Raw genomic sequence first — 24,318 nt, forward strand, 5'->3', positions numbered from 1 at the left:
ATCCCCTTTGTTTTTTGTTATTCTTTGATTTGAGCACCAACAATATCGGATACAGCTATCCTCTCTATTCCAAACGGATTATCAAGGAATATGCACATTGATTGAATGTTGATTTCCACTATGATTCCGCCACGCATCATGAACTCACCATCTTTCCATGTGATTATGAGGACCTGACATCGTCTTTTATGAGCCGCTTCGATTTCTTCTTGAATCGATTGCAAATCTAAGTCGTCAAGTTGCGGACGTTCTTCATAATACTGCTCGTTTCTCCAGTCGGTTATCTCGGCTACGTGCTCAGGTAACATCATGCCCTGCCATTTAATACTGCCTCTATCTCTAATCATACTTGTCACCTATCCTTTATGCCCGCCGACCAACTCGGACCGTTTAATTGCTGTACCCGCATCGGTTAATGAGATCGCTCGTAATATCGCCGTAGAGCCGTATTTATTTCGGATGTTATCCATCACAGAGCCGATTGCCCTGTCTTTCCAATTGTCCTTTTCGAAAAGGCTTAATTGTACTGATTGCTCTGCTTCTAACTTTGTGATTGATAAAGATATTTGCCGTACTGGTCTAGCATCGTAATTTTCGCTCAACAACTCTTTGCATACCGCATAGATAGCCATCGTTTCGTTGGTCGCCTCTTTAATAGTACGAGATCGTTGGAATCCTCCGCCAAGTGCGTTTTTACTGTAGCTGATACCAAGCGTTATTGTACGGCCTGCCTTACCTGCATCCCTTGCCCTTTTGGCTACGTCTTCGCACATTTCCAAGAGTACAGCTCTAACCTCGGCAATGCTGTTGTAATCACGCATTAAAATCTGGCTCTTGCCATAGCTGACCTGACCTGCAACTGGTGGTGCATCTACCTTGGATAAGTCTATGCCCCAGGCATGGTGATACAACTGGTTGCCTATGATGCCGAATTTCTTTTCAAGGGTCTCGAGAGATGCGTGGGCTAAATCACCAACGCTAAATATCCCCATATTGTTGAGTGACGTTTCGGTTTGTCTCCCTATTCCCCACATTTCAGAGAGTGGAGATACAGGCCATAACTTTTCCGGTATGTCCTCGAAGTTCCACTTCGCAAAACCAGTCTTTTTGCCGCTAATATCTAAACATAGCTTAGCCATTAACATATTAGGGCCCATACCGGCTGTTGACGGCAAACTCAACGTTTCGTATATTTCCTTCTGGATTTCTCTGACGGTCTGCGCCGGGTCGCCCCATAACTTTTCTGTGCCAGTAAGGTCTATAAAGCTTTCATCGACCGAGTAAACGTGTATTGCTTCCGCTGGCACGTACTTGTGGAGGATGCGAGTAATAGACATTGACATTTCGAGAAAGTATTCCATTCGTGGTTCAAAGAGTCGGATTTTTGGGTGACGTGGGATTTCAAACAAACGATTACCAGTCTTAATCTTGAACCGCTTTTTCATGGCCGGTGATGCTGCTAACACGACACTACCTCGTTGTTTCAAATTGCCGACCACTGCAATTGGCGTCGTCCTCGCATCCAGATTATGCAATGCAGCCATACAACTGGCGTAAAAACTCATCATGTCTATGCAAGCGACTGAACGATTAGGAAATTTACTGTAGTCAATCATGAAACGATTCGCAAAGTCCGTGGGCGTGAGTCGATAAAGTCGATATAACCTTTCTCTCTCATCCGATCTAAATGGCCGTGTACAGTAGATGGAGATTTGAGTCCGACTCCAGTTGTGATTTCTCTTATTGTCGGTGGATACTGATTGTCTGCAATGTAACTTTTAATGTAATCATATATTTTCTGTTGTCTTTCTCGCATTAAATAACAGCTCCTTCGGTAAATTTTGTAAAATAAACACTGATCAATTCTTCTGTCCGATTACGCAGGCGTATGTTTAAATAACGTCGTGGATCTTCGTGACCACCCTGAATAAATAAGTACTCGGTGAAAGTTCCGTCATTTAGCTTTTTAACCACTTTCATGTTGTTGCGTTTCAAGTAAATGGACGTCCGCTTCAATTCATTTCTTGCAATTTTTAGTGTTCCCTCAATAATATCCAAATAAGGTTTCTTCAATTTGAATGCACCAATTTCAATTTCCCCTCGGTCCCTCTCCAAAATTTTAATAATCATCGGCAAGTAAATCATATTCTCGAAATGCGATAGTGTCCCTTCAGGAATTATCGACACACTAAATCACCATACTTTCTTTTCTGATGACAGGAACAAGTGCCAGTACGTTATCAATCGTAAATGTACGTCTAGTCTTGCGTAGATGACAATACGCTCTAAACGATGCATCCCCTACTTGGATTACCTGTATCCTCCGCTTGCTGATTTGACCACTCTTAGATAAGTACATCATATCCAGTACATCTCCACGTTCTACCGACTTCAACAATTGATTACGCACACTCGTTCCCTCCTTTTCTCTAATATACAGAACGGACGTTTGTAATGCAAGTGGTAAATTTTAAAAGATGCGATAAACACGAGTTGAAACCGAGACTTTTGAATCAATTACATCAAATTGAAAGAAATCTTTATAATATACTTGCGTATACTAGTATACCATGATATATTAAGTTTAGAAGTTAAGGAAACGACAAAACAAACAAAGGGAGCGGATGAAAATGAAAAACGTCATGACGAAGGCTTGGGAAATTGCAAAAGAAGGTGCTGCTAAATTCGGTGGTAAAGCTGTTGAATACTTTGCAGAAGCACTTCGCATGGCGTGGGCAGAAGTTAAAACGGTAAATGAAAAAGTTGAAATCGTACTTGCGCCAGGCAGCCGCAAACACAAATCTTGGTTAGCTAGAATTGTCGGGCCGCACGCAAAATGGAAGTTCGACCGTGTGTTTTTGGACAGCGAAATGGAAGATGCGAAAGTCTTTAACGTTGAAAATGGCGTGTACGAAGCTTGTGACGGTGGCGACCGCTACTTTATCCAAGTTGCTAACGGGAAATACGAAGTTATCCAGGACTGGAAAGCTGAACAACTAATTGCTTAATGGGAGGAATTTATCAATGTTAACCGAAAAACTTATAATGAAAATAAATGCAGTACTCGACAGTGATTTAACGTCATACAGGATAGCGAAGGACTTAGGTTATGCCAGTGCAAACCCCATCCACAAATTACGGGATGGAGAATCCGACATTATGAAATTGCAACTAGCCACGGTGGTTGAATTTGAAAAACTATACGAGGAGATGATGAAAATGGAGAACATTAAATCAGAAATCAAAGGTATCATCACAAAAGTAGAAGCTTGGGAAATCGGGTTGGTAGACGCTGATCCTAATTACCACGAAATTGATTACATCGACGGCGCATCAGATCACTACATCGTCCATGAGGTCGAAGGTGAAGAATTAGAAGTGTTTTTTGCGGAACATGATCACGTAAAAGAATTACGCAATGAAATCTATGAGGGAACGAAAACGAATGAAGACTTTGAAGAACTCGTAATCAACGAACCGGCTGACCAATACGACTACGATAAAGTTGTCGCTTATCGCTCGGATAATGGACAAATCGAGTGGTTATAACATGAAAGAATACAAAGTGAAAAGTGCTGTGGGAGATCGTTATGGTCTCCTTAAAGTTTTGGAAGATGTACCTGAAATCAGACCACGGAAAGTGCTTGCTGAATGCGACTGTGGCGTTAAAAAAGAGTTTACACTTCACTCCTTGAAAAGCGGTCTCACAACATCATGTGGTTGCGCGCGCATTAAAGATGAAGTAGGAAAGCGTTATGGTAAATTAAAAGTAATTAGTAATGCCGGAGCAAATGAACGAGGTAAGTACATGTTTGAATGCGTGTGTGATTGCGGCGAGAAAACAATGGTCCAAGGTGCTTATTTAAGAAATGGGGACACAACTTCTTGTGGTTGTTTAAAAAAAGAATTGGAAGAAGATAATTTACGGAATAAATATGAAGAAAAACGCGTCAACGGTGTAGCATTGCAACTTTTCGATGATAAACCTAGAAAAAATAGTAGTACAGGTTTCCGCGGTGTCTTTAAATATTATACAAGAGTATCAAAAGAAGAAAGATTTGGAGCATGGATCACCGTGAATAAAAAGAAATATTATAAGAAAGGATTTAACACTCCTGAAGAGGCATATTTAAATGGACGATTAATATTGGAACATAAACATTTACCTAATATAGTTACGTCGAATGAAAAGAGTGATATGGATAAATGAAAAAGAAACGCGGTCGTAAACCCTTGGACGTCATCGGTAATCGTTACGGGCGACTTGTCATTCTTAAAGACGTCGAAGACTCAAAGCCGAGAAAAGTAGTTGCGAGATGTGACTGCGGCACGAAAAGAGATTATTTACTAGCGGCTTTACGGAGCGGTAATACAAAATCTTGCGGATGTCTTAGCAAAGAATTGGCAAGTCAAGCTAAACACAAAAGGAATGGAGGCCGAAAGGCTACAGATTTAACAGGTCAGAAATTTGGGAAGTTAACAGCGATTAAGCGTGTTGAAAACTCTCCCCAGAACGCTGTGGCAAGGTGGCTTTGCCGTTGTGAGTGCGGAGTAGAAAAGATAATGTATGCTAGCAATTTGACTGAGGGCGCAACTACCTCTTGCGGTTGCAGTAAAGGTGGAGGTAGCACGGAGCGTTGGACTAAAAACCAAGATAAAGACATTATACGTTTGAAAAATAGCGGAATGAACAATGAGGAAATATCAAAATTAGTCAACAGATCACTTGCCGCTTTAGCGAAAAGATTTTCAAGTTTGCGTAAGTTAAAAGGGGAAAAAAGATGTCAAGCGAAAGACTGCCAAAAAAATTTTATCCCTCTTATTTCAAGCGCTAAATATTGCACCGACCAATGTAGGTGGCAAGAAAACAAGCGAAAAAAATATGAAGAAAGAGTAGATAAAGGCCTCTGTAAGCAGTGTGGTGGCAAAAAAGGGGATACCGACATTACTTACTGTAAAAAGTGTCAAGATTACTTCAAAAAGAGGTGGGTTGACAGAAACAGCGACCTACCCACGTAATTGTGGACAAACAAAAAAGGCGCCCACTCAATTAAGAGTAGACGCCTTTTTTGTTACTTATTACCATCAATATAAACCGACAAAGCAAGCGCATCATCTAGTGACAGCGTGCCTGCTTTAGCCTGCGCTAACCATTTAGGATCTTGGAGCACTTTGTCCTTTGTCGCCTTCTCGATTTTATCAATCATAGACGTATTAAGCGTAGGTGAACTTGGTTTAAACAATCTGATTTCCTCCTTTTTTGGTGGTGGTGTCGGCTTGGCTACTGATGCAAATGACTTTTCAACCGCGGCCATCGTCACCCGACCAGCTACCCCGTCAGCAACCAATTTGTTCGCCTTTTGGTATGCAGCTACAACTTTGACAACCTCGTTGCCGTACAGCCCATCCACGGTAACTTTGTAGCCAAGCACATTGAGCATCTGTTGCAAGTGTCGGACGTCCGGGTCATCGATGTACAGCGCTGGATTGACGTGGTGCGTGTATTGATTGGTCCATCGACCTTTACTGATTTCAAAGTGTAGATGGATTCCTGTTGAGTTGCCAGTCGTGCCTTTTACACCGATTTTCTGCCCTTGCCCGACATTCTGACCGACCTTAACGGTAATAGAAGACAAGTGAGCGTAGAGCGTTTCCCAGCCATTACTATGAGTGATGACAACGTACTTACCGAATCCAGTCTTACCGTTTTTTGTGTTGTCAATAAAACGGATAGTGCCCGATGCAGCTGCTGCAATTGTGTTATCGCTGTGAGTGCCGTAATCCATCCCCCAGTGAGGCCTCACAACTTCCTTTTCGACTGGATCTAACCGCGAATTGCTGTACAGGCTAGTTACAATGCCGTGACACGGTTTGACAAACATCAGACATCACCGTCCGGATCCACCAAGTTAAATACTGCCGGATTATTTTTCAGCATTTCTCGCATTTCGTCCAGGGCATCCTCTACTAAATCCGTAAACATTTCAAAGCTGATGATTCTCGCAATCCAAGTAAATTTAGTGATAAATAAATCATAGACAAAGCGTAATTTAAGTTTGCCCGTGCCACTTCCTAGCTCTTTCTCCGCTTGCGTCACGGCCAACAGTAACCAAGCCTTAACCTTGCGTAGCTGCGTGCTCGACGGCTGTTTGAAAAACATAAAAATCGCACCACTCAATACAATGAGTAGCACGATTAATGCCACAATGAGTGACCAATTTTCGATTAGTTGATTCATATGATTTCTTCCTCCTGTTCAAATTTTAAGTAATCTGGGTTTAGCTGCTGCTTGTTGACATTCTCATTTTTTTCCTTCCAGTAATAAAAACCTGTGCCTGTGGCAATTTCGGCAAATCCACCCGTTAAAATAAGGGCTATAAGCGACACATCACCGCTGTAACCCTCAATCACCATTTTATATGTTAGCCATAACGCAAAAGCGATAACAAATGAGCCACTTATCCAAGATACGATTAGTATTTTTTTAGAAAATGACATTTGGGGTTTACGCTGCTTTGGTGGTCGGTTTTTTAAATACTCCCAATAACTCATGCGTCATCACCCTCTAATTTAGCAATTCGTTTATGTGCTGACTTAGTTGATTCCTCAACGCGAATCAAACGCTCATTCTGAGATTCTATTTTTCTTGCTTGGTCTTTAAAATCTAGCTTGATATCATCTACACCACGGGCGATATAATCAACCTTAGATGATATGTTAGCTTCCGAAGCACCTTGATTCTTACTTTCTTTTTTTAGTGCAATGATAGCGCCTATTACACCTAATGCAGCACCTAGCGCACCGAACAACAATGACATTTCTACACTCATTCCGCACCTCTCAATTTTTTATTTTTGGGTAAAGAAAAAGAACGCCCGCGATTGGACGTTCTTGATTTTAATAAAATATTCTCCGGCTACCAATAAATGGCTATATGAAACTTATCTTTTTCACTACCGAGGAACATGCAATTAGCCTTGTAATCAGAAGAAATTAATGATTTAACGGTTAGTTTTTCGTATGCTTCTGAGTAAAGATACGTAATATCCTTCGTTTTATCACCAGACGAGTGTAAGAAAGGAAAAAATTCTTTTCTAGTATTATCTATAACTGGATAACGTCCTTTCCCTTTCCCTAGTTGGACAATTTGACTGAAACGATCAACTGCATTAAACCAACCTAATACAAAAGCAACCTTTCCTTTATTCCCAGCTTGAATTTCATTAAATAACCATTGGAAATCCTTTTCTAAAGGCTTCCAAGTTGCACTGTTTGAGCTTCCATCACCATTGCTTTTATAATTCTTTTGTAGCTTCACTTCAATCTTAAATCCTTTTGATTTCACTACTATATCATTGCCTAATTCTTTTGACTTCCCCTGCATATTAAATGTTGCCATCTGACGAAATGGATGACCTAAACGTACAACCATATCGGCTTCAGAATATTCGTTATCGGCAATGATTTTCAGTTCCTCTTTAGTTTGCACGTCTTTGTACATTTCGTTGAACTCGTCAATAATAAACAAACAATTTGAGATCAAATACTTGTCTATCAAAGCGCGCCTCACTCCCCTCTTTCATCCACCATTCGACAAAAGAGAAAGGAACCCTTTTATTACCTCACCATTTCATTCTGCATCCCGCTCAATTCCTGCTTAATCTTGCTAATCAAAGTGGGACGGTTATTCCCAAACGTCAATTCGACTCTTGTATTACCAGGCTCGTAGATTTCCTTAACCTCAGTAATTCGTGCGTCGAGTGTGACACCCCACTCACGGTTTTGGAGGGTGACGATATCGCCAAGGTCGTAATCAACACCATAGACCAGACGGGACTTAGTAAGCGCCTGTCCTTCGAGGTATATTTCCTGTTCGTATTCAGCCAACTTTTGATTGCCTCGATTCGTTAGGTCTTCCACAATCTCGTGTGGAGGGCGAGGCACGGGGTCTACACCCTCTTCCCGTTCAGTCTCTTCTGATACATCCCTGGCGTCAACGAACAGTTCATAACGTTCAAATCCAGATGATTCCCCGACGGTGATTATACGCCGCTCCACGCCTTCACCCTGCCCTGCTACAACGGCAAAATTTCGGTAATTTAGTTCTGATTCCGTATACGACAACTGACCAAGCGTGTTAAATTCGGGACTGAAAATAGCAGGTGGTAGTAAAGATTGATTCACTGATAGATTCCGACCTTCCAAAATTTTAAACACGAACTTTTTTATATCGACATCAATGTCCACATTCCAACCAAGACCGGATAACAGACTAATCTCAGCCTGTTCTTCCGCTAAATTCTTGTATCTGGATTGCCAGCTAATATTGTCCCCACGCATTAGATTAACATCAAGAATAATGTCCTCCATACGTCTGGCAAGGTCCACAGGATTGGTGACATTATCCGTCACGTAATGTTGCATTACAGTCTCTGCGTCTGCCTGCTTATTGTCATAAGCTGTGTGGACGGGTGGATAGGTGATGCGTTGACCAAGCCATGATTTAAGTGGCAATGCACGGATGACCCAGTTTTCAGTAGCTTTGCCGTTTGCGTCGAGTTCGATTTCTTTATGCTTAATTTGGTATGCCTTATTTAAATGATTGTGCGGAAATATGATATGACCACGCAATAGCTTGTCAGCGCCTTTTAGATAACGATTTATCCTTAATTCGATGGAGCCAATACCGTGCCAACTGCGCGTGATTTGCAAGCTGGAATAACGGTCGATTTCATCGAGCAACTGAAATTGTCTTGTCATGATTCGGATGGGTAACATTTGGTCACCTTCTTTCAAATGGAAAGAGCACCCGTAATGGATGCTCCGATTTTAGACATAAAAAATACACCTTACTCTGTAGGTGCGTCTGATGGTGCTGTATATGCAATTGTTTCCTGGTATTCTGTTTCTGTAACATAACCTTTAACAAGTGCATTATCAATCTGTTCGAGCGTATAGTTGTCTGCTGCATACTGCTTCACTGGTTCATGGTAATCTGCAACCACCGTATCAAATTTCCGTGTCCCGTGAGTATACACACATACCGCATATTGTTTCGTCAATAATTTATTAACCATTTTACATTCCTCCTAATATTACTATTTCCATTAATTCTAGCAAAGTTGAATCAGTTTCCGATTGCGCCAATTTCAACTCTTCGACTTCTTCGGACAAAGGTTTTCTAAATTCCAGTGGTGCTTCCGGTTCGTTCGGGTCCGGATAGCTAAATTCTAGTCCCTTTGTTGCGGGATTTACCCAAAACCCGTTACATTCCACAAAGTCTTGAGTATAGCTACCGTAAGGATATTCCAGAACATCGAATGAGCCTCTTTCAAGTTCTCTTAGCGTGGTAAGTTTAGCAATCTGCTCTTCCGCTGATTCATATTCAATCAGCCATTTATCTTCGAAATTCCCTGTAATTTGGAGAACTCGCCCCGTGGTTAAGTCGTAATATACTCTTATAGGTGTTTTCACTTTAAACTTCCTCTCTATTCAAATCTATTCAAAAGCCTGCCAAAGTACGGATTTATTGATTATAAAACTTTGGAAAAATGATAAAGTTAATCTAAAGCCGTCATCCTGAATGAGCATCTCCGCTCCCTGTAAAGATGTAACTCTTGAAAAATCTGAATAAACATCTCCGACGTAAACCCAAAAAATATCATTACCTGAAACTGAAAATTGGTGAACAAATATCATACTAGGTTTAAAGCTTAATCCGGAAACTTCATAAATTTTAGCATTAGTTGCGGAGCTAGTGCCTTTAACATATCTCTTCCCCTCTCCTTCAATCTGTCCGATTTTACCCGCCAACATCGCGAACGTATCGGACGGACTCGCCGGTACGCCTTTAGCAGTAATCGCGGGAGCGATTAGCCCCTTTGCGTCATTGGCTTGCTGAAAAGCCGCATTGGCTCTATCCATAGCGATTTTCACAGCACTAGGTGTTGCTGCTAAATTTGTACTTGTGCTTGTGGTAGATGAGGATAGTTGCACATGCCCTCTTTCTGTTAAAGAAGATGCTTTTTCAATGTGTGCCGCATAATCATCCTGCTTCGCAACACCGCCCGCTACACCTTTTTCAGTTTGCAAAATGAAACTACCTGATTGTTGTTGACTAAACCAGTCATCCCACGTCTGTTGGAAATTCTGCAAGTCATTCTGTAATGCTTGTTCCGCCGCTAATAAAGCTTGTAAATAAGCATCCGCAGCTTGTTGTACTTCTGCTGATTTTTGCAAGAAAAATAAATCCCACTGTTCTTGAAATTGACTTGTAGGTATTGAAATCAACGAGTATACCAGTCCGCATAAATCTTCTTTGAGTCGTTCATCCACCAAATCTGACGGCAACAATTGCACCGTGTTTGCACGTATACGCACCTGCGCCAAGGATATTTCATAAATGAATTGGTCGCGTTGCAAAGCTGGTGCAACAGGATTAGCTGATGATAACCCTTCTTTTACGTGTAACAAGATATTCCGTTCACTATTTTGTAAATTTAATCGCAACACAATCCTGTCAATCCTGTCTAGTGTCGGTTCTGGAATCGAGTGGACCAGCGTCAGTGGCGTTGTGTTTTCGTATAGATGACCGCTCATGATAGCTTTTCCGGCACTGACGATAGTGTTTAGCGTTCCTGCTTCTACAGATACAGACATGCCGGGTGTTTTGTCCGTATGGAGTAGCCCTGTCGATAAAACAGACCCAAAATATTCAGCGAAGTCTTGTGCCTGGTATGTTCGTTTGTCGCCCGTCGCGCTGTTAAAAAACTTGAAATGCTGTGCCATATAACCACTTCCTTTCTTTAAACCGCAGTGAATAATTTGTGATAATAAATATCGAAGTCGCGCTGTCTATTTGAGATAGCGCAATGACAAGTGATGTCATTCTCGCCAACACCTAGTTTAAAAAATGTGCTAGACAAATCAATCCAATGAAATACGTTTGTTTCTGCGCCATCTTCATCCACATAAGTGACCGACTTCACACCGTCCGTAGTATCAATTTTCAGTGTCTGTCCTTCCTCTAAACGCTTATTGATTCTGATAAATTCACCAGTTGTTAAATTTTCGATGATAGGGCTGTTTGCAGGACCATAAAAATCGACCTGAAAAGCAGCGGGAGCATCACCGTCGTTGTAGATTAAACGATCATTTCGTGTCACTCCAAACTCGAATTCACCTTCAAACGGAAATTCGAAAAGTGGTTCGAATGCCGGTTCTTCTGTGATAGATGTTGACCGCCAATATGGATTCGGCGCTTTCAAGTGAAGTAGTGCCTTTTGAAAAGTAGCCCCTCGATTTGTTGGCCCGTCGGGAAATATAGGGACAGATTCAGCGACCGTCTTAATTAACTTGACCTCGGTACCCCGTACATATTTAAGTGTTCCAAGGCCTAAGCGTGGATTAAAAACAGATGCAAGCTTACGCCGATTCGCTTCGGTTTCTGCTGCGTCATTACCAGTTATTTTTAATTCGACAGTCATGTAACGTGGTCGCAGTATGACATCAATCAACGCGTCACCGTCTTGATATGGCACTACCTGCGATTGGATATCAGCCTCAACATCGCCTAGCCCTTCAACTCCGAAAAGTCGGAAGGGAGCGCCGAACAATTCAATTTTTTGCCCTCTTGAATTTTCGAATTGTAATTTAAACATTGCGTCCCCTCCTAAAATACCATTGCTAAACGGCGTAGCATTTGTTCCTGCTTACGTGCCGATTCTGACGGAGTTGATTCGGCTGGTGTAAAGTGGTTCTCAATATTATTCGTGACCGTTTTTCGATTGTCAGTTGATGACGAACCGCCACCACTGCCACCAAAAGTAGGGTTGAAAGGTCGGATATTCACATTCGGAATCGTTATATCAGCCATATCTGGCATCATAAATTCAGCGAACTTATTAGCTGCACTTACTATTTTCGACTCGTCTTTATCGACACCTTTGATAAATCCTAGCGTCATATTGCCTACAAGAAAATCTCGCATCCAGCGCGAAGGCGAATGGATGTCTAATGCTCCTGTCATAGCCCCTTTGATATTCTCGGCAATAGATGCCGCTTTAGCCACAAGAGCTCCCTCCATGCTTGCCAAGCCATCCAACAAGCCTTGTCCGGCGTTTACACCAATGTCTTTAAGTTTGCTTAATTCGTCGTCAGTCGAATCCACAATACCCATAGATGATTCGCGCCAAACGGCGTTCAATTCATCGAGTTCTGACTGTACAGAGTTTCGTAGTTCTTCAATGCGCTTTTCTGCATCACCCTTCATGCCAACTAACTCCGATTCAGCTTGTTCACGGGCTAATGCTTGTTTCTCCTGATAAAGTGCTGAATATGCTTCTAACTCAGCGTCGGTCATAGCATTTAACGCCGCAAGTTCCCCAGCCGCTTTTGGACCAAGAGCTTTTAATTCAGCCAACAAACCCTCGTTAATCGCCTTCTTAGATAAATCCGCTATGCTTTCTTGCCACGACTTAAATCCGTCAACTTGCGATTGCAGATTTGTCATTAAGTCAGCGCCGGACTTTTCAGTTTGGATTTTAAATTCATCGAAAATACCAGCAAATGACGCGATAGATTTACTTCTATCCGCGACAGCCTTGTCGTACTCCGCTGTGATTTCTGCGGTCATTTTTACTTCGTGGTCCCGTAATTCCTGCGTTTTCAACTTCATTTCTTCTGATGCGCGAGCGTGTGCATCTTTAAAGTGATTTATCGACTCGCTTTTTTGGTAGGTATCCTCCGTAAAGGAGTCAGCTACTTCTTTCCATATCAACATTTCTTCGATGGCAGAAATTCTATTAGCTTCAACCGCTGCATCAAGAACTTCCTTGGTGGCCTCGTAAGTTTTCCACTCCATTACATTTTTCGCGCCTCTGATATTATCACTATACCTAGCGTTAACACTCTCGATGTATTTCAAATGACTTTCGGTTGACTGCCGTTCTTTTTCCGCAAAATCTTCTATGATATGATTCCTTTTTTCCAAATGCTCTGCTGTATTAGCTAAACCGGTGTAAGCAAACTTTTGATCTAAAATACTTAAATGAGTATTTTCTGTTTCCTTCATGCCCCTAAGATTTGCATAGTGAGCTTTTTCTTGTTCGTTTATCTCATCATTTCGTTCACTGATAATGCGAGCTAAAGCCCAGCCTGCTTCGCGAGTGCTAGTTTGCACCGATTTAGCAATATCATCCATTACTTTTTTAGGTGCACTTTCCATACTTTCTAACCCTTGCACATATCCTTCGACGGTGAACTCCCCAAGCTCCCTCATAACGCGAGATGGAGAATGAATATCAAGAGCTTTTTTAATCGTACCGCTGACTGAGTTCGCAATGTCATTAGCCGCCGCTTGTAAATCACCGTGCATCGATTTCATGCCGTCGACGAGTCCTTGCACAGCGTCGCGTCCAATTTGGTTCAACGATGCTAATTCGGTCGATGTTTGCCCGGTTAGACCTTTGATTTCGTTGTTCCAATCCACTTGCAAGGCCGATAGTTCAGCAGTAGCAACGTCACGTAATTCACTAATTTGTTTTTCTGTATCTTCCTTCATGCCGATTAATTCAGCTTCTGCTTGTGTTCTGGCGAGCGCCGACTTTTCTTGATACAGTGACGAATACTGACTTAGTTGCTCATCTGACATCGAGTTAAGCGCCATAAGTTCACCCAACGCCTTTGGACCCATATCACGCAATTCAGCTAGTAATCCATCATCAATAGCACGCTTTGCCAACGTCTCGATTTCAAACTGCCATTTTTTGAATCCGCTAACCTGAGAGTCAAGGTTCTTGAGTAATTCGGCACCCGACTTTTCGGTTTTTATATCGAATTCATCAAATGTTCCTGCGAAAGAGTACAATGCTTTTTCGCGGTCACGAAGTGAGTCTTGATATTTCTTCGTCAGATTCTCTTCTTGTTTTCGGAAATCATCGTTAATCCGATGCATATCTTTTGCGTATTTCTCATTAACAGATGTGATCTCTTTATTCACTACTTCAAGCGCTTTAGCATATTCAGTTTGAGCTGTGATTTTTTCCTTGGTCCCATCCTTGAAGGACTCAACAGCATCGTGCCAAATGCCGACTTCATCAACAACGGACATTTGTTCTAACGATTTTTTATCAGCTATAAACTGCTTAACATCTTCAAGGCGCTTCTTGTCAATAGCCTGTAGCGACTTTTTCAATTCAGTTTGTGCTGCTACCCTTTCTTTTGTTCCTTCCTCAAACAGCGCAAGAGATTTCTCCCATACTTGCGCTTCTGATTCTAACGTCATTTCATCTAACGATTTCTTGTCAGAGATGTATAGTTTGACTGCTTCAAGACGGGACTTAGACAGCGCATCTTCTTTTTTCTGCACGTCAGCCGTCGCTTTAGCGTTGATAGTAGCTAGCTTCTTCTGTTCATCTTCATTCAGTTTTAGCAACTTAGCGGATGCACTAGCACGTATAGTTTGGACCTTTTGTTCTCCCGTTCTAACAATCTCACCTTTTTTATTCTTGTGAGTTTTCAGCGCAGCTTGCGATGATGATGCCGTCTTCTTCGAGAGTTCAGCACGCTTTTTGGCGTAATCATTCTGTACTTCCAAGCGCTTCTTTTCAGCATCTGACGTGATTTTAGCGACTTCACCAGCGTTTTTCTTAGTGGCGACTATAATGGTGTTGATTACACCGATAATAGCTTTTTCGTTTGCGGACCGAGTGGAATCGATTCCGATTTCCATCCCCTTGCCAACCCACTCACCGATATCCTCAAATTCGCCAGATGGAGAATTGATATCAAGTGCCTTTTTAGTCGTTTTAATCACACTATTAGCTATGCCCTGCGCTGTCGCTAACAATTTAGCTTCATTCAGCTTTATACCAAGCACAAAGCCTGCCATAGTGTCTTTGCCGATTGCTTCAAATTGTTTAGGAGTATCTTTAAATTGGCTAACCATCGATTTGGTTAAATCCTGCATGGCTTTAATAACATCTTCGGTGCCGTTGTTGACACCGAGGACTAGACCTTTTGGTGCGGCTTCGCCTATTTCCTCAAAAACTTTGGATGGACTGTTAACTTTCAATTCCTTCTTAGCGGCCTCTTCCGCCTGTTTAGCCATATCTCCCGCGGCTTTTTCAACCTCCGGAGTGCCCTTTTCAATGCCTTTGACCGTACCCTCTGGTACAGCTTGACCTAAGGCTCCAAAATCAGCTTTTTGAATCCCTTGCGCTAAAGCTTGTTCGGTATCAACAACAAGATGACCAACAGCTCCCATGACACCGGAGTTTTCAATACCCATCGACTTGACTAATGCTTGTGTCGCAACATCTCCGCCATTGGCAAAGGCTTCACTCAGCTTCTTCAGCTCGGTGTCTGAAGCTTTAACGATAGCGCTCACGTGTCCGGCCGATTCTGGACCAGCTTCCCGTAACGTATTGAGCAACCCTTCGTCAATGCCGCGTTCTGCTAGTTTAGCAATGTTGTCAGACCAATCAGCTATAGTCTTTTGGTTTTTCTCTAGATTCTGTGTCATCTTCCCTACAGACACTTCTGACTTGGTGCTGATTGTGTCAAACATGTCCGTTGCCGAGCTCGCATAGTCGTCCCAAGTGGATTTCATCGACTTAACTGTTTCTTGTTGCTCCTTAGATAACTCGTCGAGCATCAACATTTGTCGCCCTGTATCTTTTTCAGCCGCAGCCGCTACCGCTTCTGATGAATCAATTATTTGTTGATCAACCTTTAAACGCTCTTCGCCTGCTAGTTTGTTCGCTTCAGATAATGCCGCTTCTTGTTCTTCCAAATCTTTTAGTGCATCTTTATGTTCCTTGCTTTTAACAGATCCATCTTCTAACTTCTGATTCCATTCTTCGCGTAAAGCAGTAACTTCTTCTTGTTGCTTACCGATTTCAATTTGTTCTTTCATAATTTCAGTAAGTCGTTCTTGAGCGGTTTGTAACTTTTCTTCTTCTTTCATGAGGTTGATTCGGTTTGATATTTGTTCTGAAGAAGCACTCAATGCCTTCGACTCTTCTCCGTAAGCTAGGTTTAAACCGTCGACATTCCTGTTTAATTCTTGGATATAAGAATTCAATGTTTTCTTTTCTTCAGCTGTTAGTTTTTCTTTAGCCGCCAGAACTTCTGCTTTTGCTGCCAGTTCCGCATAAGCTTCCGCGTTTGTTTCGACATTACTTTGATTTTTTTCGTACGCTTTCGCAGATTCAGCGACAGCGCCATTCAGCGAATCGGTGGCAGTAGCTAGACTTTCTGTTTGACCAGTTAGTTTTTCGCCTGCTGCGGTCGATTTGTTGAACCATCCGACTAAAGCAATGATGCCAGTAACAAGTAAACCAATACCTGCTGTTATCCATCCGATCGGGCCCATCAAGAACTTAATAGCCACACCCCATGCGGTAGTTGCTGCTGTTTTGGCAATGACAGCTACTGTCGCTAAACTGACTTGCCCTGTCATAACACCGATAGCCAGAGTACCTAGGGTAACTGCCCCAGTCTGCGCCACCGTAGCCGCAGCATTTGCACCTGTCGCTGTAGTCGATGCAACAACAGCTACCATTTGTGCTCTTGTCGCCACTGTCAATGCCGTTTGTGACGCTTGCGCTATAGCCAACACCGCGTTAGATGCTTTCACCGCCGTCGTGACACTAGTAATAACTGTGTACGCCGCATATGCCGCCATTAAACCAACGATGGCAGGTGTCAGTGTTTTAACCACTGGGATGGCAGCTTGTATTGCTGACATAAATGCAATAACTATCGGTGACGCACTTTCGATAACTGACCCGATTGCCTTGAAAGACGAATTTACGACCACTTTCAAACTGTCGATATTCTTGTAAATTGTCTTACCTGTAGTTGCCTGTGATAATTTGTCGATAGATGTGATGATATTGGCTACACCTACAACAAATGCATTTCTTAAATTTCCGAGCGACGTGGCAATACCTTCACTACCGGTTGCTGCCATATCAGCAAAACCACCAACGTTATTGTTCAATTCGATTATTTTCGCGTTGAAGTCTTCAAAAACAATGTCGCCACTTTTTAATGCGTCGTACAAGTCATTTTGCGCCGATTTACCAGTGAATCCAAACTCTTTAGCAGTTTCTTTAAGCGCGTATCCCATTGTTTCTTGAAGTGTTCGCCACGACATAATATCAACCGAACCCTTTGATAGCATTTGCACATATTGGGTCAATCCGCGTTCCGCGTCCATCGCACTTGATCCGGACGCCAGAAAAGCGTTGTTTAGCGCAAGTGCCGTGTCTGTCGCCGTGTCTAAATCACCTGTTAATATTGCGATTCCCTGTGTGTTCTTGACAATCCCGTTTAAAGTTGTCGGTAACCCTTGTATCCCGTCAGATAGCTTCCTTATAGAACCACTAGCCTCTTCGCTACTAAAGCCCATACGTTCCATTACGACAGGAAATCCTGCTAGTGTGTCAAATCGACCAATAGCTGCGTCTAGCGAGCTTTTCAACATATTTATTGCCGCTGATGCTACGGCTACAAGACCAAGCGATACGGCAATATCTTTAATGCTCATTGACGCCCTACTAGACTCATTGCCGACGTTTTGCGTTTCTTGCGCAGCACGTCTATTGGCATCCGCAGCACTATCTGCACTACCGCCCATGTTATTCAAGCTGTCAGATGCGCCTCTGATGCTTCCGGATGCCGCAGTACTTCCGCCCGCGATATCACCAATTACTAGATTGGTATTTTGTAAATTGCTGCCGGCTGTCGAGCTGATACTGCTTAAATCAGTTAAATTGCTTGATGTATTTTTAATGCCGCTAGAAGCTGCGGTACTACCTCCGGCTATATCACCAATTGCAGAGGTGGTGCTTTGTAAATTCCTGCTTGCGCTCGAGCTGATGTTGCTCAAGTCACCTAAGTTACTCGCCGTACCTGCTACGTTTTTGGACGCACTTGTACTAGTACTAGCTAAACTATCAACAGCGCCACTTGTGCTCGCTACATCTTTACTAGCTTTTGAGCTACTGCTACTTAGACTGCTCATACCATCAGACGCCGCTTTAGCGCCTTTTCCGGAACGCAATGCCGCCGCTTCTAGGTTATCCAGTGCATTCGATGCAATAGTTATCTGCTTACCATCAACTTCTATGTCAATTTTGATCAAACCATCTGAGGCTATAACAATCTCCTCCTTTCCTCAAAAAATAAAGAGCCGCCCGAATGGACGACTCTTGGTTACTCTTCTTCTAGTTCTTCAAGTGCATAAGTCTTCTGTAGTTCTTTCATTGCCTGCTTATATTCGCTCGATTCGCCTTTCGACGGTTCCCATAACCTAATTTGGATAACCCGTTGCATAACTGTGTCTGACGGCAAACCGGATAACAAAGCCTTAAATTCTGCCCAACTTAATTTTCCTTGTTCTTGGTACAAATTAATGTTATAAGCCTGCCGAAATGATGCGTAAATGTATTCTGCATCTTTTTCAAAATCAATAGATTTCTTAGGCTCTTTTTGAATAGGCATCGGGTTACCTTGGCGATCATATTCAATGGACCGTTTATCTTCAACGTGAATAAAAGTTCCGTAGACAAAATTCCACAAGTCGTTGGTGTTAGATTTATATTCAACTCCAATCAGCAAGGCAAGGGCTATGTCAGCTTTCTCGTAATCCCGTAAATCAATTTCGTCAAATACACTAAAAACACTTAAAACATTGTCAAAAGCGAGGTCAATTTCGTATTCATGGCCATCGAACACGAATGATGTGACCAACGGGGTGTTTAGTCTCATCTAAAACACCTACTTTTTCTGTGCTTTTTTAGCTAAGTATTCGGCTTTTTTGGATTCAGTTTCTTTCACTCGTACTGTTTCTTGTTCTTCAATCCGCCTGGATATAGCAACACCTACAACTTCAAGCGTTTGTTCAAGCGCCATAATGTCTGGATATACCTTGTATAGCTTTTTAAATGTGTCAGCACCAAAAAGGATGTCATATTGTGCAGCAATAGCTTCTTTGTTCACATCAAGCGCTGCGTCCACGCTTCTAACGTCAATTTCTCCAACGTTCAATTCGTTGATTTCAGCAGGAAAATGGATATGTTGCGCCTTATCTTGCGCTTCTTTCAATTTTCGCTGCACGACTTCTTCGATATTGAAGAAATTTCTTAGATTCTCCAATGAAGAATCAAACCAAAGCTCTACTGTTCCAACCTTCACCGGAAACCCAGTAAGCTGTATGTCAATTAAAATTTCATTTGTCATGGTTAGTCCTCCTTTATTAAAAACAAAAGAGGCGCCCGTAGGCACCCCTTAATCTAGTGTTATAATAGCCCCATCTACTGTTGGCTCCACATTAGTAACCGATGGGGACGTTACCCCCCCGGCGTTAGCTCTGTTTCAGTTGGGATGGCATCAAATCGAATGTTGCAGCTGAATTCCTCGTATGCAGATGCATCTCCTGCACCCGCTACGATAGACGTCACAGTTGCACGTCCGACCCATTGCTTCGTACCGTCGGACGATACAACTTTGTGGTGCACCTTGCGGCCATCGCCTACCTTGTATTTCATGTTCGCGATTAATTCTTGCGCCGGATCAGTCGGATCATATTGACCCTCGATGCCATATGCTCCTGCTACAGATGTTACAGAGGTTTCTGGTGTCCCATCACCATCATAGAAGGCTTGATCTTCCGTCTCTTCCTGCGTGTCATCGCTAATCGATGAAATGTATCTAGCTAGCTCCAACCATACTTCTGTTGGCTCCTCCGTACCTGGTACGTACGCTTGAATAAAATGTCCTCGTAGTGCGTTCTTTTTTCTACCCATCTATTTTTCCTCCTTAAAAACTGTGATATTTGCTTGTATATCTAATAAAAATACGAACCAACCTTGCTCATCAATTTGATTGATGAAAGGCTTGTTCGTTATGATTAATTCATCAAACTTGAAACTGTCGTCTTGGCTGTCTAGCTCTTTCAGCGCCTCCAACTCATTCTGAATCATCCATAGCACATCATTGACTTTCGCCTGTGACTTTGATTGCATAGCGATTTCGTAATTGAGTTGTTGGTCACTGGTGCCATCCATAAACTCATGGACTACTTTTCCACCGGGTAACGGATAAAGCGCAAGTGATTCAGCCACTCCTAGATAGCCGAGCTTGCATTCAACAGGAAGCCGTGGTGTCATGGCGTTTATTCTGTCACATAACATTTCCATAAAATCCATTACCAATCAGCTCCTTTCGTGAATGCATTGATCCAATCGGACATGAATACACTTTTCGCCTTCAAATCCCAACGTGGTCCGGTGCCTGGTGTCGTGTAGTTATGCATGTACATGTAAAACATCTTAGCAGCGTATGGAGTGTCATAATTGATGGACGTTGCATCTGAATTGACAGATACCGACCCCCTCAACGCAGTGCTAAGCATAGGAACAAATTGGTTCATATCTGCCATCGCTTGATTCGCTAATGCATATTTACCACGGTTCACCGCTTCTCGGCTTAACTTTCTTCTGGCGCCAGTCAGATTGATTGTCACCCTTACCGACATCAGACCACCTCCAACTCATAAGAGTAAATAGTGGTGCTGTAGGCTTCGTAAATCGGGATGACCTTTGTAACAATGTGTTCTTGTCCGTCATACACCAAAACAGACTCGTTTTTAAATATGGGTAACGGCGTTGTGATACCCTCGTAACAAAACACTACTGAGTTGTATAGCAATGTCTTCCCGGACGTAGTTGACGTGTACTGCGCAGTCCTGTCGATGCGACAATGTTCAATCAAAACAGGTGCAGCATACTCCGGTTCGGACCATTTGTTTTCACCGACATATTCTTTGTACTCAAAGCTATCGACACAGAATTTCTTTGGTGGTTTCGGCATCATCTGACATCAACTCCACGAAAAAGTAATCCTGTATCAGAAAGATACATTAGAGCATCCTCCGCCGCCAACGACTTACTTTCATTTTTACCGCCGGGGTTGAATCGACTTGCGTTTGACACGCTTGTCCTGCCTGCTTGAAACGTCTGTGGCGTGTTGTTAATGCTTTCATAGGTTGTCGAACCAACTTGATGAAAGTACTCAATTTGAGCACCTACAGCCTTTTTAAATTGCTTACGTCTAAACTCCACATCATTATCGATGTTATTAAACTGATAAAAATGGCGAGTAACGGAATCAATCACGTCGCCCGCCTTTTTGATTAACTTGTCGAATACTTCTTCCTCGACTTCAGTGAATCCGAAGTCGCTGTATTCTGCATACGTTAAATAAGCCATGCTTCATCTCTCCTTTATGGAGTCGTTAACGTCAATACATGTGTATCTGTATTACCGCCATCATCAGTGGTTACGGTCGTAGTGTATACCCCATCGGCAACCGTGTCATCCCATTCGATTAAGCCTGTGGTACTCACTGATAGCCCTGCCGTAGTCGGCGCGATTGAATAAGTTACCGCTGCGTTTGTAGCGTTAATGGGTTCAATAGCCGCTGTTAATTGACGACTTCCCACTGTCCCTACTTCTGCGCTCGATGTTTTAGGTGACAAGGTTACTCCCGTCACCTTGATTGGTAGCGTGGTAAATGCAGGGATATCAACCTTAGCCGACTCTTTGCCGCTTTCTACCCTAGCCACCTGATACTCTCCATTCGCTACCGTTGTATCCGGCAACAAACCGGTAATAGCTAGAGGGCTAACCCCTTCCACTACCATTGAGCCACCTTTGTAGATTCTAAAGGTCATACTTTCACCGCCTTATTTTGTTGTATCTGACTTGGCCGCATCTTCAAGTTTTTTCACTTTAGCTTTCAAGGCTTTGATATCTTCGTTTGCTTTTTCTAACTCGGCACCCGACCCATCCGCTCGCAAGGTTTCAAGTTCAGCGGTCAATGCTTCAAGTTCTTCAATGACTTTGTTGTGCTCTGGCAAGGACACTGTACGTCCACCAGTTGCTAGTTTGATTACTTTTCCATCTTCGTCAATCTGGTCGTAGCCTTGGTTTAAAAAGCTTGCCAAACGACTTGTTTCAACGTGCAAAATACGGTTCTTCTTTTTGATTTTCACTGTTTTCATTTGATGACCTCCAAATTATTATTATAAAAAAGAATAGAGAAGGGAAAACCCTCCTCTTAGGCTTCGACGTTGAACAGAATGCCCGGCACCTTCTTCTCGATCGCGAAGATGTCCCAATACTTTCTTTCGAAATACAAATATTTTCCACCAGTAGCAGCAGACGGGTTATCCAAACTCACAAACTCGTATTGTTGTGGAGTAAGAACCGATAGCGGATGAACAAGAATCATGTTGATTTGTTTTGCCGCTAAATCCACAACAGCGCCGTCTGTAAAGTCATATGCCGTTTTCATTCGTGGTGATGGCACCATTCGAATTGTTACGTCGTCAAGTGAATAGATGCTGCGTTTCACGTTTCCGCTATTACCAGCTGCATCTAATTGACGTTGAAGACCCTGCGCTGTTTTCAACACTTTATTTACAGCAGGCGTTACATATAAGATACGTCCATTTTGCGGAACTTCCGCGTCATCCATCTTCTCCATGAATGTATCGAATACTTCCAATACGTTTGCTGCTGTAAGAACTTCAGTGTTCGCAGTACCGCCAAATGTAGTGAACTCTGAATACAGTTTAGATGCAGCGTACTTGTCCATTTCTGGAATCTTCTGCTCGTCATTGAACACGCGGGTGATGTTTGCGATCGAAAGTGCAAGGTTCGTTTCATCGATATCTTGCGGATCAACCAATGTACGGAATTCACGGTCATGCTCAATCGTCTTCGTCTCCCAGTCGTTATCAGCTCGACGTGTGAACGAACCTACTACATCTCGGTCTACATCGACGAATCCGCCTACTGTAATACGAGGGATTTGGATTGTTTTTGCGTTAATCCATTTGATATTTGCATTGTTCGGCGTGTTGTATAGTTCCGCGAAAGATAACGCCGCCGCGAATTTTTGTTGAAGGGCCGCTAAATATTGTTGTGCATAATTGACTACTGCCATTGAATATCACTCCTATTTCTGTTTTTTATTGTTTAAATGCCGCTAACCACTTATCCGTTTCGGACTGTGGTTGCGTTTGATGTTGCCCATTCGAGAATTGCGGTTTCGGTGGCGCGTCTGGATCAACTTGCTCTACCACTTGCGCAAAATGAGGATATTTCTCAACAACAGCTGCAATCGCCGCATCCATATCCATTTCCTCAGTCACCATCGTCTTGGCAAGCGTCACCACGTCTGGCACGCTATCAGCTAACACGCCTGCTTTAACGGCTGATAGTTGAGCTTTAAGCGTCTGATTTTCAGTGAGCATGGATTCCTTTTCGGTTTCTAGTGCTTTCAATGCTTCAGCTTGCTTCTCGGCTTCTGATTTCTGTGACTCTTGCCACTCACGAAACTTTTCAAGACCGTCCTTAGCACTGTCAAAGTCCTCGATGCCGAGCTTTTTCAACAGCTTTTCTTGCGCAGTCTTACTTTCCTTAGCGACCAGATTGTTAACATCCGTTTGTGTAAACGTCTTATCCGGCGTAACTGGTGGCGTTTCAGCAGGTGGTACTGGTGGCACTGGTGGCACTGGTGGTTCTCCGCCTGCCGGTGGTGTTTCAATTGGTGGTGTCGGTGGTTCGGAAAACTCTTGTAGATTTAAACTTAGTAACCCCTCAGCATTAAGTGGCTGATTCACTAATTTAATTCGTTTAGTCATTTTCATGCCCTCCAATTATGGATATAGTCCTTCTGTTTCTTTACCGCCGAACAGATAAAAGGCAAAATAAATAAGCCTGTTTTATGACTGTTGCCAAAGTCAGGTGCAATAAAGGATGCACGAACCTAGATATGGATCACTTCCTTTCGGATTCTTCGGAAAGGAATTTGATAGCCAAATCAAGCGCCTCTCTCAGCCTCGTGTAATTCTCAGGTGGGTAATTAGCTTTTATTACTTCAATCGCTTCTTGATGATTCACTTTCTCACCCCTTTCATTACATAGAAAAAAGCCACCCTATTTGGATGACCTCAGTTACAAAGCTTATAAGAATGCATCAGAGTAAGCTAAAGCTATTGCAGCCCCAATAATTTCTGACACCTGAAATTCATCTAACCCTTTACCGCCGCACTGCTCGTGAAAAGTCTTTAAATCTTTGAATTTCATCATTCTGTTGTAATCAATACCGTTTAGTACATCGCCGATAGTACCAAATTCAATATCAAACCTAATATCAGCAACTAACGAGTCCAAGAGTTTCTTCATGACTTCAGAGACTTCCGCAGGATAATCTTCCTTGAATGGATTATCCATTTTTCTG

General features: G+C 42.7%; 32 protein-coding genes. 4 read left to right on the forward strand and 28 right to left on the reverse strand.

Annotated elements, in window-relative coordinates:
- Positions 1–17: 17 nt before the first annotated feature.
- From N1I80_RS12125 to N1I80_RS12145, 5 genes are read right to left on the reverse strand one after another with little or no spacing between them, the layout of a single operon-like run.
- Positions 18–347, reverse strand: a complete 330-nt coding sequence (locus tag N1I80_RS12125) for a YolD-like family protein (RefSeq protein ID WP_340738123.1) — start codon at positions 345–347, stop codon at positions 18–20.
- A gap of 9 nt (positions 348–356) precedes the next feature.
- Positions 357–1,616, reverse strand: a complete 1,260-nt coding sequence (locus tag N1I80_RS12130; RefSeq protein WP_340738124.1) for a Y-family DNA polymerase — start codon at positions 1,614–1,616, stop codon at positions 357–359.
- Positions 1,613–1,816: a LexA family protein gene (locus tag N1I80_RS12135; RefSeq protein WP_340738125.1), complete on the reverse strand. Its 204-nt coding sequence runs from the start codon at positions 1,814–1,816 to the stop codon at positions 1,613–1,615. The genes N1I80_RS12130 and N1I80_RS12135 overlap by 4 nt, the downstream gene beginning before the upstream one ends.
- Positions 1,816–2,187, reverse strand: a complete 372-nt coding sequence (locus N1I80_RS12140) for a hypothetical protein (RefSeq protein WP_340738126.1) — start codon at positions 2,185–2,187, stop codon at positions 1,816–1,818. Before N1I80_RS12140 ends, N1I80_RS12135 begins: the two co-directional genes overlap by 1 nt.
- A 1-nt stretch (position 2,188) precedes the next feature.
- The gene (locus N1I80_RS12145; RefSeq protein ID WP_340738127.1) at positions 2,189–2,410 is read right to left on the reverse strand and encodes a transcriptional regulator; all 222 of its coding nucleotides are present in this window, start codon (positions 2,408–2,410) and stop codon (positions 2,189–2,191) included.
- Positions 2,411–2,630: 220 nt separating this feature from the next.
- On the opposite strand from N1I80_RS12145, the gene N1I80_RS12150 reads away from it, so the two are divergent.
- Genes N1I80_RS12150 through N1I80_RS12165 form a run of 4 tightly spaced genes read left to right on the forward strand, consistent with a single transcriptional unit; the run spans position 2,631 to position 5,019 of the window.
- The gene (locus N1I80_RS12150) at positions 2,631–3,008 is read left to right on the forward strand and encodes a hypothetical protein (RefSeq protein WP_340738128.1); all 378 of its coding nucleotides are present in this window, start codon (positions 2,631–2,633) and stop codon (positions 3,006–3,008) included.
- A gap of 16 nt (positions 3,009–3,024) precedes the next feature.
- Complete coding sequence (locus tag N1I80_RS12155) at positions 3,025–3,549, forward strand: hypothetical protein (protein ID WP_340738129.1); 525 nt, start codon at positions 3,025–3,027, stop codon at positions 3,547–3,549.
- 1 nt (position 3,550) lies between these two features.
- Positions 3,551–4,210, forward strand: a complete 660-nt coding sequence (locus tag N1I80_RS12160) for a hypothetical protein (RefSeq protein ID WP_340738130.1) — start codon at positions 3,551–3,553, stop codon at positions 4,208–4,210.
- The gene (locus N1I80_RS12165; RefSeq protein ID WP_340738131.1) at positions 4,207–5,019 is read left to right on the forward strand and encodes a hypothetical protein; all 813 of its coding nucleotides are present in this window, start codon (positions 4,207–4,209) and stop codon (positions 5,017–5,019) included. The genes N1I80_RS12160 and N1I80_RS12165 overlap by 4 nt, the downstream gene beginning before the upstream one ends.
- Before the next feature lie 53 nt (positions 5,020–5,072).
- On the opposite strand, the gene N1I80_RS12170 is transcribed toward N1I80_RS12165, so the two are convergent.
- The 23 genes from N1I80_RS12170 to N1I80_RS12280 all read right to left on the reverse strand — a co-directional run bounded on the left by N1I80_RS12170 (position 5,073) and on the right by N1I80_RS12280 (position 24,311).
- Positions 5,073–5,882, reverse strand: coding sequence for a peptidoglycan DD-metalloendopeptidase family protein (locus tag N1I80_RS12170; RefSeq protein WP_340738132.1), 810 nt, complete (start codon positions 5,880–5,882; stop codon positions 5,073–5,075).
- The gene (locus N1I80_RS12175) at positions 5,882–6,238 is read right to left on the reverse strand and encodes a hypothetical protein (protein ID WP_340738133.1); all 357 of its coding nucleotides are present in this window, start codon (positions 6,236–6,238) and stop codon (positions 5,882–5,884) included. Before N1I80_RS12175 ends, N1I80_RS12170 begins: the two co-directional genes overlap by 1 nt.
- Positions 6,235–6,552: a hypothetical protein gene (locus N1I80_RS12180; protein ID WP_340738134.1), complete on the reverse strand. Its 318-nt coding sequence runs from the start codon at positions 6,550–6,552 to the stop codon at positions 6,235–6,237. Before N1I80_RS12180 ends, N1I80_RS12175 begins: the two co-directional genes overlap by 4 nt.
- Entirely contained in the window at positions 6,549–6,830 is a 282-nt protein-coding gene (locus N1I80_RS12185) for a hypothetical protein (RefSeq protein WP_340738135.1), read from the reverse strand. Before N1I80_RS12185 ends, N1I80_RS12180 begins: the two co-directional genes overlap by 4 nt.
- Before the next feature lie 86 nt (positions 6,831–6,916).
- The gene (locus tag N1I80_RS12190; protein ID WP_340738136.1) at positions 6,917–7,501 is read right to left on the reverse strand and encodes a hypothetical protein; all 585 of its coding nucleotides are present in this window, start codon (positions 7,499–7,501) and stop codon (positions 6,917–6,919) included.
- 116 nt (positions 7,502–7,617) lie between these two features.
- Positions 7,618–8,778 carry a siphovirus ReqiPepy6 Gp37-like family protein gene (locus N1I80_RS12195; RefSeq protein ID WP_340738137.1) on the reverse strand — a complete coding sequence of 387 codons (1,161 nt, stop codon included), beginning with the start codon at positions 8,776–8,778 and terminating at the stop codon, positions 7,618–7,620.
- Positions 8,779–8,849: 71 nt separating this feature from the next.
- Positions 8,850–9,077, reverse strand: coding sequence for a hypothetical protein (locus N1I80_RS12200; protein WP_340738138.1), 228 nt, complete (start codon positions 9,075–9,077; stop codon positions 8,850–8,852).
- Position 9,078: 1 nt separating this feature from the next.
- Positions 9,079–9,474 (reverse strand): hypothetical protein, encoded by a 396-nt coding sequence (locus tag N1I80_RS12205; protein ID WP_340738139.1) that lies wholly within the window; start codon positions 9,472–9,474, stop codon positions 9,079–9,081.
- 24 nt (positions 9,475–9,498) lie between these two features.
- Entirely contained in the window at positions 9,499–10,788 is a 1,290-nt protein-coding gene (locus N1I80_RS12210) for a phage tail protein (protein WP_340738140.1), read from the reverse strand.
- 17 nt (positions 10,789–10,805) lie between these two features.
- Positions 10,806–11,660: a phage distal tail protein gene (locus tag N1I80_RS12215; RefSeq protein ID WP_340738141.1), complete on the reverse strand. Its 855-nt coding sequence runs from the start codon at positions 11,658–11,660 to the stop codon at positions 10,806–10,808.
- A gap of 11 nt (positions 11,661–11,671) precedes the next feature.
- Complete coding sequence (locus N1I80_RS12220) at positions 11,672–18,151, reverse strand: tape measure protein (protein ID WP_340738142.1); 6,480 nt, start codon at positions 18,149–18,151, stop codon at positions 11,672–11,674.
- Positions 18,152–18,222: 71 nt separating this feature from the next.
- A complete protein-coding gene (locus N1I80_RS12225) occupies positions 18,223–18,777 on the reverse strand; it encodes a Gp15 family bacteriophage protein (RefSeq protein ID WP_340738143.1) in 555 nt (184 codons plus the stop codon).
- A gap of 9 nt (positions 18,778–18,786) precedes the next feature.
- The gene (locus tag N1I80_RS12230; protein ID WP_340738144.1) at positions 18,787–19,248 is read right to left on the reverse strand and encodes a hypothetical protein; all 462 of its coding nucleotides are present in this window, start codon (positions 19,246–19,248) and stop codon (positions 18,787–18,789) included.
- A gap of 110 nt (positions 19,249–19,358) precedes the next feature.
- Positions 19,359–19,814, reverse strand: a complete 456-nt coding sequence (locus tag N1I80_RS12235) for a phage tail tube protein (RefSeq protein ID WP_340738145.1) — start codon at positions 19,812–19,814, stop codon at positions 19,359–19,361.
- Entirely contained in the window at positions 19,815–20,216 is a 402-nt protein-coding gene (locus N1I80_RS12240) for a minor capsid protein (RefSeq protein WP_340738146.1), read from the reverse strand. It lies immediately after the preceding gene.
- Positions 20,216–20,545 carry a minor capsid protein gene (locus tag N1I80_RS12245; protein WP_340738147.1) on the reverse strand — a complete coding sequence of 110 codons (330 nt, stop codon included), beginning with the start codon at positions 20,543–20,545 and terminating at the stop codon, positions 20,216–20,218. The genes N1I80_RS12240 and N1I80_RS12245 overlap by 1 nt, the downstream gene beginning before the upstream one ends.
- A complete protein-coding gene (locus N1I80_RS12250; RefSeq protein ID WP_340738148.1) occupies positions 20,545–20,883 on the reverse strand; it encodes a putative minor capsid protein in 339 nt (112 codons plus the stop codon). Before N1I80_RS12250 ends, N1I80_RS12245 begins: the two co-directional genes overlap by 1 nt.
- The gene (locus N1I80_RS12255; protein ID WP_340738149.1) at positions 20,880–21,278 is read right to left on the reverse strand and encodes a hypothetical protein; all 399 of its coding nucleotides are present in this window, start codon (positions 21,276–21,278) and stop codon (positions 20,880–20,882) included. Before N1I80_RS12255 ends, N1I80_RS12250 begins: the two co-directional genes overlap by 4 nt.
- Positions 21,279–21,292: 14 nt before the next feature.
- Positions 21,293–21,742 carry a putative Ig domain-containing protein gene (locus N1I80_RS12260; protein ID WP_340738150.1) on the reverse strand — a complete coding sequence of 150 codons (450 nt, stop codon included), beginning with the start codon at positions 21,740–21,742 and terminating at the stop codon, positions 21,293–21,295.
- Positions 21,743–21,754: 12 nt separating this feature from the next.
- The gene (locus N1I80_RS12265; RefSeq protein WP_340738151.1) at positions 21,755–22,072 is read right to left on the reverse strand and encodes a hypothetical protein; all 318 of its coding nucleotides are present in this window, start codon (positions 22,070–22,072) and stop codon (positions 21,755–21,757) included.
- 56 nt (positions 22,073–22,128) lie between these two features.
- Positions 22,129–23,019 (reverse strand): capsid protein, encoded by an 891-nt coding sequence (locus N1I80_RS12270; RefSeq protein WP_340738152.1) that lies wholly within the window; start codon positions 23,017–23,019, stop codon positions 22,129–22,131.
- A 25-nt stretch (positions 23,020–23,044) separates the two neighbouring features.
- The gene (locus tag N1I80_RS12275) at positions 23,045–23,719 is read right to left on the reverse strand and encodes a hypothetical protein (protein ID WP_340738153.1); all 675 of its coding nucleotides are present in this window, start codon (positions 23,717–23,719) and stop codon (positions 23,045–23,047) included.
- Between the two features lie 322 nt (positions 23,720–24,041).
- Positions 24,042–24,311 carry a hypothetical protein gene (locus N1I80_RS12280; RefSeq protein ID WP_340738154.1) on the reverse strand — a complete coding sequence of 90 codons (270 nt, stop codon included), beginning with the start codon at positions 24,309–24,311 and terminating at the stop codon, positions 24,042–24,044.
- Positions 24,312–24,318 lie beyond the last annotated feature (7 nt).

This window comes from Sporosarcina sp. FSL K6-3457 (assembly GCF_038007285.1).
GTDB lineage: Bacteria > Bacillota > Bacilli > Bacillales_A > Planococcaceae > Sporosarcina.

Coding starts and splice junctions, on each gene's coding strand:
- N1I80_RS12225 (WP_340738143.1), bottom strand. CDS start 18,777: ATGAGACTAAACACCCCGTTGGTCACATCATTCGTGTTCGATGGCCAT.
- N1I80_RS12235 (WP_340738145.1), bottom strand. CDS start 19,814: ATGGGTAGAAAAAAGAACGCACTACGAGGACATTTTATTCAAGCGTAC.
- N1I80_RS12250 (WP_340738148.1), bottom strand. CDS start 20,883: ATGATGCCGAAACCACCAAAGAAATTCTGTGTCGATAGCTTTGAGTAC.
- N1I80_RS12270 (WP_340738152.1), bottom strand. CDS start 23,019: ATGGCAGTAGTCAATTATGCACAACAATATTTAGCGGCCCTTCAACAA.
- N1I80_RS12210 (WP_340738140.1), bottom strand. CDS start 10,788: ATGGCACAGCATTTCAAGTTTTTTAACAGCGCGACGGGCGACAAACGA.
- N1I80_RS12280 (WP_340738154.1), bottom strand. CDS start 24,311: ATGGATAATCCATTCAAGGAAGATTATCCTGCGGAAGTCTCTGAAGTC.
- N1I80_RS12155 (WP_340738129.1), top strand. CDS start 3,025: ATGTTAACCGAAAAACTTATAATGAAAATAAATGCAGTACTCGACAGT.
- N1I80_RS12215 (WP_340738141.1), bottom strand. CDS start 11,660: ATGTTTAAATTACAATTCGAAAATTCAAGAGGGCAAAAAATTGAATTG.
- N1I80_RS12255 (WP_340738149.1), bottom strand. CDS start 21,278: ATGGCTTATTTAACGTATGCAGAATACAGCGACTTCGGATTCACTGAA.
- N1I80_RS12165 (WP_340738131.1), top strand. CDS start 4,207: ATGAAAAAGAAACGCGGTCGTAAACCCTTGGACGTCATCGGTAATCGT.
- N1I80_RS12240 (WP_340738146.1), bottom strand. CDS start 20,216: ATGGATTTTATGGAAATGTTATGTGACAGAATAAACGCCATGACACCA.
- N1I80_RS12200 (WP_340738138.1), bottom strand. CDS start 9,077: ATGGTTAATAAATTATTGACGAAACAATATGCGGTATGTGTGTATACT.
- N1I80_RS12130 (WP_340738124.1), bottom strand. CDS start 1,616: ATGATTGACTACAGTAAATTTCCTAATCGTTCAGTCGCTTGCATAGAC.
- N1I80_RS12160 (WP_340738130.1), top strand. CDS start 3,551: ATGAAAGAATACAAAGTGAAAAGTGCTGTGGGAGATCGTTATGGTCTC.
- N1I80_RS12135 (WP_340738125.1), bottom strand. CDS start 1,816: ATGCGAGAAAGACAACAGAAAATATATGATTACATTAAAAGTTACATT.
- N1I80_RS12125 (WP_340738123.1), bottom strand. CDS start 347: ATGATTAGAGATAGAGGCAGTATTAAATGGCAGGGCATGATGTTACCT.
- N1I80_RS12195 (WP_340738137.1), bottom strand. CDS start 8,778: ATGTTACCCATCCGAATCATGACAAGACAATTTCAGTTGCTCGATGAA.
- N1I80_RS12260 (WP_340738150.1), bottom strand. CDS start 21,742: ATGACCTTTAGAATCTACAAAGGTGGCTCAATGGTAGTGGAAGGGGTT.
- N1I80_RS12185 (WP_340738135.1), bottom strand. CDS start 6,830: ATGAGTGTAGAAATGTCATTGTTGTTCGGTGCGCTAGGTGCTGCATTA.
- N1I80_RS12180 (WP_340738134.1), bottom strand. CDS start 6,552: ATGAGTTATTGGGAGTATTTAAAAAACCGACCACCAAAGCAGCGTAAA.
- N1I80_RS12170 (WP_340738132.1), bottom strand. CDS start 5,882: ATGTTTGTCAAACCGTGTCACGGCATTGTAACTAGCCTGTACAGCAAT.
- N1I80_RS12265 (WP_340738151.1), bottom strand. CDS start 22,072: ATGAAAACAGTGAAAATCAAAAAGAAGAACCGTATTTTGCACGTTGAA.
- N1I80_RS12190 (WP_340738136.1), bottom strand. CDS start 7,501: ATGTACAAAGACGTGCAAACTAAAGAGGAACTGAAAATCATTGCCGAT.
- N1I80_RS12245 (WP_340738147.1), bottom strand. CDS start 20,545: ATGTCGGTAAGGGTGACAATCAATCTGACTGGCGCCAGAAGAAAGTTA.
- N1I80_RS12230 (WP_340738144.1), bottom strand. CDS start 19,248: ATGACAAATGAAATTTTAATTGACATACAGCTTACTGGGTTTCCGGTG.
- N1I80_RS12175 (WP_340738133.1), bottom strand. CDS start 6,238: ATGAATCAACTAATCGAAAATTGGTCACTCATTGTGGCATTAATCGTG.
- N1I80_RS12275 (WP_340738153.1), bottom strand. CDS start 23,719: ATGACTAAACGAATTAAATTAGTGAATCAGCCACTTAATGCTGAGGGG.
- N1I80_RS12150 (WP_340738128.1), top strand. CDS start 2,631: ATGAAAAACGTCATGACGAAGGCTTGGGAAATTGCAAAAGAAGGTGCT.